This is a genomic window from Nocardia sp. NPDC001965 (genome assembly GCF_053594175.1).
Genome location: NZ_JBSFDZ010000014.1, coordinates 32100 through 43349, shown reverse-complemented (window position 1 = coordinate 43349; position 11250 = coordinate 32100). Strand labels below are relative to the sequence as shown.

Annotated in this window: 10 protein-coding genes and 1 pseudogene; all 11 read left to right on the top strand. The window is 65.0% G+C overall.

Features of this window, described 5'->3' with window-relative positions; all coding sequences use genetic code 11:
• Window positions 1-479 precede the first annotated feature (479 nt).
• The 11 genes and pseudogenes from ACWCPQ_RS20445 (at window position 480) to clpB (ending at window position 11241) form a co-directional block, all read left to right on the top strand.
• Window positions 480-713, top strand: a complete 234-nt coding sequence (locus ACWCPQ_RS20445) for a hypothetical protein (RefSeq protein WP_449901067.1) — start codon at window positions 480-482, stop codon at window positions 711-713.
• Between the two features lie 111 nt (window positions 714-824).
• Window positions 825-1379, top strand: coding sequence for a phosphotransferase (locus ACWCPQ_RS20440; protein ID WP_449901064.1), 555 nt, complete (start codon window positions 825-827; stop codon window positions 1377-1379).
• Between the two features lie 939 nt (window positions 1380-2318).
• A complete protein-coding gene (locus ACWCPQ_RS20435; RefSeq protein WP_449901062.1) occupies window positions 2319-3458 on the top strand; it encodes a glutathione-independent formaldehyde dehydrogenase in 1140 nt (379 codons plus the stop codon).
• A 28-nt stretch (window positions 3459-3486) separates the two neighbouring features.
• Window positions 3487-3783, top strand: a complete 297-nt coding sequence (locus ACWCPQ_RS20430) for a hypothetical protein (RefSeq protein WP_449901060.1) — start codon at window positions 3487-3489, stop codon at window positions 3781-3783.
• Window positions 3780-4193 (top strand): GlcG/HbpS family heme-binding protein, encoded by a 414-nt coding sequence (locus ACWCPQ_RS20425; RefSeq protein WP_449901058.1) that lies wholly within the window; start codon window positions 3780-3782, stop codon window positions 4191-4193. Before ACWCPQ_RS20430 ends, ACWCPQ_RS20425 begins: the two co-directional genes overlap by 4 nt.
• A 425-nt stretch (window positions 4194-4618) precedes the next feature.
• Window positions 4619-4956, top strand: a pseudogene (locus ACWCPQ_RS20420) (hypothetical protein).
• Window positions 4957-4959: 3 nt separating this feature from the next.
• A complete protein-coding gene (dnaK, locus tag ACWCPQ_RS20415; RefSeq protein ID WP_449901056.1) occupies window positions 4960-6840 on the top strand; it encodes a molecular chaperone DnaK in 1881 nt (626 codons plus the stop codon).
• 8 nt (window positions 6841-6848) lie between these two features.
• Entirely contained in the window at window positions 6849-7373 is a 525-nt protein-coding gene (locus ACWCPQ_RS20410) for a nucleotide exchange factor GrpE (RefSeq protein ID WP_449901054.1), read from the top strand.
• Window positions 7374-7379: 6 nt separating this feature from the next.
• Window positions 7380-8300 carry a DnaJ C-terminal domain-containing protein gene (locus ACWCPQ_RS20405; RefSeq protein WP_449901053.1) on the top strand — a complete coding sequence of 307 codons (921 nt, stop codon included), beginning with the start codon at window positions 7380-7382 and terminating at the stop codon, window positions 8298-8300.
• Window positions 8297-8626: a chaperone modulator CbpM gene (locus ACWCPQ_RS20400; protein ID WP_449901051.1), complete on the top strand. Its 330-nt coding sequence runs from the start codon at window positions 8297-8299 to the stop codon at window positions 8624-8626. Before ACWCPQ_RS20405 ends, ACWCPQ_RS20400 begins: the two co-directional genes overlap by 4 nt.
• Window positions 8608-11241 carry an ATP-dependent chaperone ClpB gene (gene clpB / locus ACWCPQ_RS20395; RefSeq protein WP_449901049.1) on the top strand — a complete coding sequence of 878 codons (2634 nt, stop codon included), beginning with the start codon at window positions 8608-8610 and terminating at the stop codon, window positions 11239-11241. Before ACWCPQ_RS20400 ends, clpB begins: the two co-directional genes overlap by 19 nt.
• The last annotated feature ends 9 nt before the right edge of the window (window positions 11242-11250 follow it).

Genomic DNA, 11250 nt, shown 5'->3' with positions numbered 1-11250 from the left:
GATCTCGGAAACGGTGGCCGGGGATCGTCTGCTGGGACCGGGCCGGTGGCCATCCGCGGCCTCCCGGGCAGGGCGCTGAGTCCGGTCGCGCAGCAGGGCGGTCGCACTCGCGTCCATTACTCGATATACAGGAGGCGTTGCCTGGTGAGCGCGTGGGCGTAGTGGTCGACTCGCCCCCGGACATCAGTGCTGACCCCACAGAGGATCGCACCGACGATTGCTTTCTGTTCCACATGATGGAACCTCGCCTCTAGCTCCAATGCCCTGTAGAGCTGTGCTTTGTCCGCTGGCGCGCCGGCGGCAGGAGATGGTTGCGCCCAACTCATGATGCTCACCTAGTGCGAACGATCGACCAGGGGTAACTGTCGTCACGAATCCTCGGCGATGAAGTCGAACATCGAGATCGCGTTGCGGAAGTCTCGGCGCGCTGGAATGTGTTTCGAGGCTGTGCGGCTCGCCTTCGCTCTGGCACCTGATCGATGGTCGAAAGTTGGAGCGACGGGACCTTTTCGATCAGGGTCGAACCCGACGCCATGACCGATGCCGTCTGGGCACTGGTGCTCGGTCTGGCCTTCCTGTATCTCGATGGAAAATTCGACGCCACCGCGCCCGAAGTTGTCGCCGCCCGGACCCGCGCGGCGGTCCATGCCGCCCTCGAGGCAGCGGGTCCGGCCCGGAAACCACCACAACACCCCGAACGTACGGTGACCTAGGGTCTGTGGCGAAGCGGCGGTGACGGCGGGCAATACCGCCCGCACGGTATCGGGGCGTGGCAGGCGGGGTGCCGGCTCCGCGGGTGTCCGAGCCGGTGGTTGACGGCGGCGATGTGCATGGTCCCGGGTAATGGACGGCGAGTTCGTCGAACCGGTGGGGTCCCGGCAGTAGCCGCCGGGTGGCCGCTGCATGGTGTTGTTCGAGCTGTTGGTGCCGCCTTCGCGCCCGCCCTGCGCCGGGCCGTGGACTGGCTGCGCGCCGATCTGTACGAACCCGAGTACGTGACGCTGTGCTGGGGCGACGCCCGCATGTCGAACATCCTCTACGACACCGAATTCCGGGTCACCGGCGTGCTCGACTGGGAGATCGCCTACATCGGCGACCACGAGGCCGACCTCGCCTGGATGCTGTTCCTGGATTGGGCGTGCTCGGAATTCCAGGACACCGAACGACTTCCGGGAACGCCCACCCGGCAGGAGACCATCGCGCGCTACGAGGAACGCAGCGGGATGACGGTCTGCAACCTGCGCTACAACGAAATCCTGGCGGCTGTCTTGCCCAGCATCCCGTTGCTGCGGATGGTGCACCGACTACAGCTGCCGCCGGAAATCGATGTGACTGCGTTCTGCGTCCAACGGATCGAGCAGTTGCTGGCCGAGGACTAGCGTGATCACGCGAGTGGACAGCGTTTCGTGTGTTGTGATCCTCGCTGACTCCGAAGGGGCGCTGCCACCGTCGTACCGGTCGGCCGTGTACGGCCGGCGCCGATGGGTTGCGATTCTCGCCGACCCCGAATGGGCGCCACCCCTGCACGAGCAGGGGCCATATGTTTCGGGACTATACAGAGGTGACCCATTCGTGACCGACCCGCGCGGAATCCACTTCGGAACCGCCAGGCGTGTCGTTGGACGCTTCAGGTTCTGAAGGAGGGAGTGGGATCAGAAGATGAGGGGGTCGCGGTAACCTACGGAGGGTGAGTTGCCGAGTCTGACTGCGTCGGCGCACGTTCCTCGCGGAAGTGTGCAGACGCGGATGCTGTCGTCGGTTCGGCTCATGATGCTGAGCAGTGGTGTCGGAGTCCGAGCCGTCGGCGCCCGGTCCTGCATTCGTCAGGTCTGACGAAATGCGTTGCTTTCACTGTTCATCGTCACGATCACGGCTGCACTGACACACACGACGTCCGATTTCGCCGATGAACGACGCCGAAATCACATGGACAACCAGGCGCAGCACGGTCCGGAGGTGTCCGATAGGAGGACACGTGTAGCAGCATCTCTCTCAGACCGGGTAAGGGAAGGAACCGCCCGAGCCCACAAATCAATGAAACCCGATTCCACCTCTGGCGATCGCGGAGCCGGAAGAGGAGACTCCAAGGTGGAGCGAATGCGACGCCTGGAGTGCGCCCGCTGTTGGTCGCCCGTAACGCGCAACAGTTGGTGGCCACTTCGGTGTCGGCTTCAGGTTCTGTGCCGTGTCGCGTTCTATGCGCTGTCGCGTCGTCTGCCCCGGCAGACAGATTCATTCGGTCGGTCGCTCACGTGTAATCGCCTGTGGTGGCTTGGCCGGGCATCATCCGGAAACGCCGCATGTCAGGGAGTGTCGAGATGAAAGCGCTTGTGTACGACGGGCCACGTGAGGTTCACGTGAAAGATGTGCCCGATGCGAGAATCGAGCAGCCGACCGATGTGCTGGTAAAGATCACCAGCACCAACATTTGCGGGTCGGATCTACATATGTACGAGGGCCGCACCGATCTGGAGCCCGGGATGGTTCTCGGTCACGAAAATTTGGGGATCGTCGCAGAGGTGGGCGATGCGGTGGTCAAGGTCAGCACCGGGGACCGGGTGTGTCTACCGTTCAACATCGGTTGCGGTTTCTGCCGCAACTGCGAGGAGGGGTTGACCGCGTTCTGCCTGACAGTGCATCCGGATCCGAAGATGGCCGGTGCCGCGTTCGGTTTTGCCGGGATGGGGCCGTTCTGGGGCGGGCAAGCGGAGTATCTGCGGGTGCCGTTCGGTGATTTCAACTGTCTGCGACTGCCCGAGGACGCCGAGGACAAGGAAGCCGACTATGTGATGCTTTCCGATATCTTCCCCACCGGTTGGCACTGCACCCGCCTGGCCGATATGCAGCCCGGGGATTCGATGGTGGTCTACGGGGCCGGGCCGGTCGGTCTGATGGCGGCGTACTCGGCGATGATCCAGGGCGCGAGCCAGGTGATGATCGTCGATCGTCATCCCGACCGGTTGCGGCTCGCCGAGCAGGTCGGGGTCACACCCATCGACGATTCCATCGGTGACCCGGTCGAGCAGGTCCTCGATATGACAGGCGGGCGCGGCGCCGATAAGGGTTGTGAGTGCGTCGGGTATCAGGCGCACGATCCGCAAGGTCACGAGGACGCCGCGATGACGATGAACCGGCTCGTCGACTCGGTGCGTTTCACCGGACATATCGGCGTGGTCGGTATTTTCCTGCCTCAGGACCGCAACGCCCCCGACGAACTCGAACGCGACGGCAAGATCGCCTTCGACATGGGGAAATTCTGGTTCAAGGGGCAGAAGGTCGGCACCGGGCAGGCCAACGTCAAGCATTACAACCGGCAGCTGCGTGACCTGATCCACCAGGGCCGGGCCACACCGTCCTGGATCATCTCTCATGAGCTCCCGCTGGCCGAGGCCGAGGTCGGCTACCAGCATTTCGATGCCCGCGACGACGGATGGACCAAAGTCGTACTGCATCCGTGAGGCGGCCCTGACCGAGAGGAGCACAACGATGACAACGGCACTACACGGCACGCCGATCGCGGCACTGGCTACTGACATGATCGAAGGCGTCGAACTCGGGCGACCCCGCGACCCGGTGCGACAAACCGTTGGGTATACAGAGTTGTGGTCTTCGCAGCGGGGCGAAATCCGTACACCCGACCCGAGCAGCGCCCGGGCCGATTGCCTCGGCGGAGAAATCGTGGTCGACGGCAACCTGATCTCGGGCCTGCCGTTCGACGACCTCCTCACGTTCTGTCAGACCGTCGTCGAGCAGTTCGCGAAGACCGGGGCGGGTGCGTCATGACAGTGAACCAGGGGTCGGTGTCCCTCGACGATGCGCAGCGGGTGATTGCCGCCGGCCGGGCCAAAGCCGCCGAGATCGAGTCGCCGTCGAATATCGCGGTGGTCGATGCCGGCGGCAACCTCGTAGCCCATGTGCGGATGGACGGCGCCTGGATCGCGAGCATCGACATTTCGATAAACAAGGCATTCACTGCGCGAGCGCTGGACATCTCGACCGAAGAGCTTGCGGCCGATGCGGGTCCGGGTGAGCAGTTCTACGGGATACACGCCTCCAACGGGGGGCGCATCATGATCTTCGCCGGCGGTGTCCCGCTGCGGCACAACGGCCAGGTCGTCGGGGCGGTCGGCGTCAGCGGCGGCACCGGGGAGCAGGACAAGGCCGTCGCCGCGGCGGCCGTGGCGGCGATGTGAACCGTGAGCTGCGTCGACAGGGCGATGTCGCGGAGGTCACCCGCGGGCGCCGACGAACCGGGCGTGTTCTCGGGTAGCTCGAAGCTGCGGCGGAGTAGCAACGGTTCGGCGAACGAATGTGCTGCGGCGGTCGACACATGATGCGTCGGCTGCGATAATTTCGTGTATCGGGAGTCCTGCTCGCGAAAGCACGATGTAGCGGCTGATGCGTTGAGCCCGTGGATGCGAGCCGATCGAGTGGTCGGCCTGCAGCCGTGCCGGTAGTACGGTCCGGCCGTCACCGACTCCCGTTTCGTCGTATGCCCAGGCGGATGAAGAACTGATGCGGTTGAGCCGTGCGTGAGTTCAACCCGTTGACCGACCGGAGCCGAACCGGTACAGGTGCGGCTCGGTAAACCTGGAATCATCGCCGCCGAGGGGGCGTGATGTCAGAGTCCAGTGGCGGTGCCTCCGCGGTGAATCCGAGCCGGCCGGCACGTCGGGTAGTGGCAACGTTCGGCTCTTACGCTGACGCCGAAAGCGCTGTCGACTATCTCTCCGTCCAGCATTTCGCGGTGAACAAACCAGCATTTCGCGGTGAACAAACCAGCCATCGTCGGACGGAGCTCTGCTCGGCCTGCTCATGTATGCGCTGCAGGGCGGCCGGCGCGACTTCACCTCGATCCAGTCATTACAACCACGTCACTACGAGGTCCTCGCCGACGTCGACGCCGCGGACGAGGCCGTCCGCCTGCTCGCCGGCCGGACCGATCGAAGGGAATGAGTCATGGCAACTGCAGTAGGCATCGACCTGGGCACCACCAACTCTGTCATCGCGAGCTGGCAAGCCGGCGAGGCGGTGGTGATCTCCAATGTCGAGGGAGCTCGGACGACGCCGTCGGTGGTGGCGTTCACCGAGAGCGGCGAGCGCCTGGTGGGTCAGCTCGCCCGTCGGCAGGCGATCTTGAATCCGAAGGGCACGATCTACTCGGCGAAACGCTTCATCGGACGTCATTTCGACGAGATCTCCGAGGAGGCCAAGGCGGTGAGTTTCGACGTCGTGCCGGGGGACAACGGTGAGGCGCGATTCGATGTGCGGGGTAAGAAATACGCGCCGGAGGAGATCAGTGCCCTGGTTCTGCGCAAGCTCGTCGACGACGCGAGCAAGTTCCTCGGTGAGAAGGTCAAGGAGGTGGTCATCACCGTTCCCGCCTATTTCAACGACGCGCAGCGCAACGCCACCAAGGATGCCGGCCGCATCGCAGGCCTGGAAGTCCTGCGCATCATCAATGAGCCGACCGCCGCGGCACTGGCGTACGGCATGGACAAGCAGACCCATGAGACCGTACTGGTCTTCGACCTCGGCGGCGGCACGTTCGATGTGAGCCTGCTCGATGTCGGCGAGGGAGTGGTCGAGGTGCGTTCCACGGCTGGTGACTCCCACCTCGGCGGCGACGATTTCGATCGACGGCTGGTGGACTACCTCGCCGATGAATTCCAGAGTGCGGAGAATATCGATCTGCGCAAGGACCCGCAAGCGTTGCAGCGCCTGTTCGAGGCGGCGGAAAAGGCCAAGGTGGAATTGTCCTCGGTGAGTCAGGCCCAGGTCAATTTGCCTTTCGTAACCGCTGACGCGAACGGCCCCAAGCATCTCACCACGACGATCATGCGCTCGAAGTTCGAGGATCTGACGGCCGATCTGGTGGAACGCTGCCTCGGACCGGTGAAACAGGCGATGAGTGACGCCAAGGTCACCGCCAACGATATCGACGAGGTGATCCTGGTCGGTGGTTCGACACGTATTCCGGCGGTGCAGGCGCTGGTGCGCCGGCTCACCGGCGGCAAGGACCCCAATATGAGCGTCAACCCCGACGAGGTCGTGGCGCTCGGCGCCGCGGTCCAGGCGGGCGTGCTCAAGGGCGAAGTCTCCGATGTGCTGCTGCTCGATGTCACCCCGTTGTCCCTCGGCGTCGAAACCCAGGGTGGGGTGATGACCAAGATCATCGAGCGCAACACGACGATCCCGGCCCGGCGCAGTGAGGTGTTCTCCACCGCGGAAGACAACCAGTCGGCAGTGGATGTCGTGGTGCTGCAGGGCGAACGTGAACGAGCCGCTGACAATCGGGTGTTGGGCCGGTTCCGGCTGGAAGACATCCGCCCTGCTCCGCGGGGCGAGGCCCAGGTCGAAGTCACTTTCGATATCGACGCCAACGGCATCCTCAACGTCACCGCCCGCGACAAGGACACCGGCAAGGAACAGAGCATCACGATCAGTGAGCAGGGAAATCTGGGTCAGGGCGAGGTCGAGCGCATGCTGGCCGAGGCCGAACGGAACCGGAGTGAGGACGAGGCGCTGCGGAAGGCGGTGGATGCGCGCAACGCGCTCGATTCGGTGGCCTATCAGGTGGAACGGCGACTCGCCGAACTCGGTGACAGTGCTCCACCGCACGACAAGGCGCGCGCCGAGATGCTGATCGCCGACGCCAGGAAAGCTGTGAACGACGGTGCTTCACCGGCGGAGGTGGCGCCACTCACCTCGGAGTTGCAGCAGTTGCTGTACGGGCTCGCACCGGTCCACGCAGGCGGCGACGGACACCGGGCAGACAGCGGAGACACCTCGTCGTCGGAGGACGACGACGTGATCGACGCCGAATTCGACCGGAGCTGAGGCACGCGATGGAAGGGTCTGCAGATCGTTCGACGACCGAGCCCGCGACCGACGGTACCGACCGTGACCAGGCCGAGACGCCGCCCGATCACACCGGTACGGAGGCCGAGTCGGCTCAACTCGAAGACCGCTGGCGCAGGGCCCTCGCCGACCTGGACAACCTGCGCAAACGCTACGCCAAGGATCTGGGCCGGGAACGCGCTGCCGAGGTGGCGAAGGTTTCCGCGGCGTGGCTGCCGGTTCTGGACAATTTGGAGCTCGCGCTGGCCCATGCCGGTAGTGATCCTCAGGCTGTCGTCGAAGGTGTGAAGGCGATCCGAGATCAGGCGGTGCAGGTGCTGTCACAGTTCGGCTTCGAACGCCACGACGAGGTCGGTGTGCCGTTCTCCCCGGAACTCCACGAAGTGGTCGGTGTGGTGGACCGGCCCGACCTCGCCTCCGGGACCGTGATCGAGGTCGTGCGCCCGGGCTACGGCGAGGACGGGCGGCAGCTGCGTCCCGCCGCGGTGGTCGTCAGCCGACCCGAAGGGTGAGCGGCGATGGCGCGCGATTACTACGAAGTCCTCGGAGTCCCACGTGGCGCCGGCACCGACGAAATCCAGCAGGCGTACCGCAAGCTGGCACGCAAGTATCACCCCGACGTGAACAAGGACCCCACTGCAGAGGACATGTTCAAAGAGGTGAACGAGGCTTACCAGGTGTTGTCCGACCCGGACACCCGCACACGCTACGACCGATTCGGTGAGGACTTCCGGCGGGTGCCCGAGGACTACGACGAACGGGTCCGGGCAAGCGCCGGTGGGTACGGTGGCGGGGGGTACGGCGGCGGGGGCGGCAGGGTGCATTTCGGTCGAGGTTTCGGTGGCCAGGGCCCCGTCGACTTCGAGGACCTCTTCGGGCAGATGTTCACCGGCGGTGGCGGGTATGGGCCGATTCCCGGTGCGGACCAGGAAGCGGAACTGGAACTGACCCTGGAAGAGGCTTATCGGGGCGGCAAACGCACTCTCCGACTGGACGGACGACAATACGACGTCGACATACCGGCCGGTGTTCTGGACGGCCGGCGAATCCGGCTGGCCGGGCAGGGCGGCCGGGGCAATGGTGATGCGCCACCCGGCGATCTGTACCTCGTGGTGCGGATCAAGCCACATCCCCGGTTCCGAGTGCAGGGCCGCGACATCTACGTCGACCTACCCGTATCGCCCTGGGAGGCGGTCCTCGGCGCGACCGTCGTCGTGCCCACCCCGGGCGGCGAGGCGAAAGTCAAAGTGGTGCCGGGTTCGTCGACGGGTAGGAAGCTGCGGCTGCGCGGCGAAGGAATGCCCAATCCGCGTGGCGCCGCCGGCAACCTCTACGCCGAGATCAAGGTGATGGTGCCGTCGAAACCGACAGCACGCGAACGGGACCTGTTCGAGCAATTGGCCGATGAATCGAACTTCGATCCGAGGAAAGTGAAATGAGCACTCCACTCCCGGGCGCCCGATACGTCTTGGTTCGCCGTACCGGATTGTCGCCGGATGCCTTCGCCGAACGAACCGGGATACACCCCGACCTGGCCCGAAAACTGGTCGCTCTCGGATTGCTCGAGGCCCACCGCGATGCCGGCGGCGAGATGTCGTTCGAATCATCCGAAGTGGCCCACGCGGCCCGTATCCAGCGGCTGCGGACCGGTCTGGGCCTGAACTACTCCGCAATCGGGCTCGTACTCGATCTGCTGGATCGAATCGAGGAACTCGAAGCCGCTTCCCGCAGAAGGAGGACGCCCCCATGGACACCGGCAGCCTGACCGAGAAGTCACGAGAAGCCCTGCAGGAAGCCCAGAATGTAGCGACAAGAAAGGGCCACACCGAGGTCGACGGTGAGCACCTGCTGCTCGCATTGGTCGATCAGCAAGGCGGACTGGTCCCCAGACTGCTCGAGCAGGCCGGCGCGGACATCGATGCGCTGCGATCCGATCTGGAGCGTGAGCTGTCGCGCCGGCCGAAGGTCAGCGGACCCGGCGCGACGCCCGGTCAGGTGACAATCACCCAGCGCCTGGCCAAGCTGCTCGATGCCGCGGAACGGGAGTCGAAGCGACTCAAGGATTCCTATGTCTCGGTAGAACATCTCGTGATGGCCCTTTCCGAGGAGGGGTCGGCCAGTGCGGCCGGGCGGGTCCTCGCGAGCCACGGGGTCACGCGAGAATCGTTCCTCGCTGCCTTGACCGCAGTGCGTGGCAATCAGCGCGTCACCTCGGCGACCCCGGAAGGCGCGTACGAGGCCTTGGAGAAGTACGGGCGCGACCTCGTCTCCGAAGGACGGGCCGGCAAACTCGATCCGGTCATCGGCCGAGATGCCGAAATCCGCAGGGTGACGCAGATCCTGAGCCGGAAGACAAAAAACAATCCGGTACTGATCGGCGACCCCGGCGTCGGCAAGACCGCGATCGTCGAGGGCCTCGCCCAGCGGATCGTCCGCGGCGACGTGCCCGAGGGTCTGCGCGACAAGACGATCTTCTCGCTCGATATGGGTTCCCTGGTAGCCGGTGCGAAATACCGCGGCGAGTTCGAGGAGCGACTACAGGCGGTGCTGTCCGAGGTCAAGGCGGCCGAGGGCCGCATCCTGTTGTTCGTCGACGAATTGCATACCGTTGTCGGCGCGGGATCGGTCGGCGGCGAGGGGTCGCTCGACGCCGGGAATATGCTCAAACCGATGCTCGCCCGCGGCGAACTGCACATGATCGGTGCCACCACACTCGACGAGTATCGCAAGCACATCGAATCCGACGCGGCCCTGGAGCGCCGCTTCCAGACCGTTCTGGTCGACGAACCCACCGTCGAGGACGCGGTCTCGATTCTGCGCGGTCTCCGGGAACGCCTCGAGGTGTTCCACGGCGTGAAGATCCAGGACGGGGCACTGGTGGGCGCGGTGACCCTCTCGCACCGGTACATCACCGACCGCTTCCTCCCGGACAAAGCGATCGACCTGGTGGATGAGGCCTGCGCGCGGCTGCGCACCGAAATCGACTCGATGCCCGCCGAACTCGACGAACTCACCCGGAAAGTCACCCGCCTGGAGATCGAAGAGGCCGCGCTGTCCAAGGAAGCGGACGCGGCCAGCAAGGCGCGCCTCGAAGAGCTGCGCAAAGAACTGGCCGACCTGCGCGCCGAAGCCGACGCCCGGCACGCGCAGTGGGAGGCGGAGCGGCAGGCGATCCGGCGGGTGCAGGAACTGCGTGGAGACCTGGAACGACTGCGTCACGAAGCCGAGGAAGCGGAGCGCAACTACGACCTCAATCGGGCCGCCGAGCTGCGATACGGCGAGATCACCGAGCTGGAACGCAGGCTCGAGGCGGCAGAGGAACAGCTGGCCACCAGGCAGGGCGGCAATCCGTTACTGCGCGAGGTCGTCACCGAAGACGAAATCGCAGAGATCGTGGCCGCATGGACGGGAATCCCCGTCGCCCGGCTACAAGAAGGCGAGCGGGAGAAGCTGCTCAAGCTCGACGAGATTCTGCACGAAAGGGTCGTCGGCCAGGACGAGGCGGTGCAACTGGTCGCAGACGCGGTGATCCGGGCGCGCTCCGGTATCCGCGACCCGCGCCGGCCCATCGGCTCGTTCATCTTCCTGGGCCCGACAGGCGTGGGAAAGACCGAGCTCGCAAAGACACTGGCCGGTGCCCTCTTCGACAGTGAAGACAATATGGTGCGCCTGGACATGAGCGAGTACCAGGAGCGGCACACGGTGAGCAGGCTCATCGGCGCGCCCCCCGGGTACGTCGGATACGACGAGGGCGGCCAGCTCACCGAGGCGGTGCGCCGCAAGCCGTACTCGGTGGTGCTCTTCGACGAGATCGAGAAGGCCCACGCCGACGTCTTCAATACCCTGCTGCAGGTGCTCGATGACGGCCGGATCACCGATTCCCAGGGCAGACAGGTCGATTTCCGCAACACCGTGATCATCATGACCTCCAATATCGGATCCCATCACCTCCTCGACGGCGTCACAGCCAACGGCGAGATCAAGCCGGACGCACGCGAGCGGGTGCTGGGGGAACTGCGCGGTCACTTCCGTCCCGAGTTCCTCAACCGGGTCGACGACATCGTGTTGTTCACGCCGCTCACCCTGCCCCAGATCGAGCACATCGTGGACCTCCAACTCATCGATCTTCGGAACAGGTTGTCGCAGCGGCAGATACACCTGGATATCACCGCGGAGGCACGCCGGCTCATCGCCGAACACGGTTTCGACCCGGTCTACGGCGCGCGGCCGCTGCGGCGCTACATCGCTCACGAGGTCGAGACCAAGATAGGTCGCGCGCTGTTGCGTGGCGAGATCGAACCGGGAGGCGCCATCCGTGTCACGGTGGACGGCGGTGAGCTCGCCGTCGCCTATGCCGAACCCGCTGTCGCGGCGGCGTGAGAAGGGGTG

What these genes read in the sequence shown, in the direction of transcription:
- ACWCPQ_RS20445 (WP_449901067.1), top strand. Translation starts at nt 480, where the DNA reads ATGGTCGAAAGTTGGAGCGACGGGACCTTTTCGATCAGGGTCGAACCC.
- ACWCPQ_RS20440 (WP_449901064.1), top strand. Translation starts at nt 825, where the DNA reads ATGTGCATGGTCCCGGGTAATGGACGGCGAGTTCGTCGAACCGGTGGG.
- ACWCPQ_RS20435 (WP_449901062.1), top strand. Translation starts at nt 2,319, where the DNA reads ATGAAAGCGCTTGTGTACGACGGGCCACGTGAGGTTCACGTGAAAGAT.
- ACWCPQ_RS20430 (WP_449901060.1), top strand. Translation starts at nt 3,487, where the DNA reads ATGACAACGGCACTACACGGCACGCCGATCGCGGCACTGGCTACTGAC.
- ACWCPQ_RS20425 (WP_449901058.1), top strand. Translation starts at nt 3,780, where the DNA reads ATGACAGTGAACCAGGGGTCGGTGTCCCTCGACGATGCGCAGCGGGTG.
- dnaK (WP_449901056.1), top strand. Translation starts at nt 4,960, where the DNA reads ATGGCAACTGCAGTAGGCATCGACCTGGGCACCACCAACTCTGTCATC.
- ACWCPQ_RS20410 (WP_449901054.1), top strand. Translation starts at nt 6,849, where the DNA reads ATGGAAGGGTCTGCAGATCGTTCGACGACCGAGCCCGCGACCGACGGT.
- ACWCPQ_RS20405 (WP_449901053.1), top strand. Translation starts at nt 7,380, where the DNA reads ATGGCGCGCGATTACTACGAAGTCCTCGGAGTCCCACGTGGCGCCGGC.
- ACWCPQ_RS20400 (WP_449901051.1), top strand. Translation starts at nt 8,297, where the DNA reads ATGAGCACTCCACTCCCGGGCGCCCGATACGTCTTGGTTCGCCGTACC.
- clpB (WP_449901049.1), top strand. Translation starts at nt 8,608, where the DNA reads ATGGACACCGGCAGCCTGACCGAGAAGTCACGAGAAGCCCTGCAGGAA.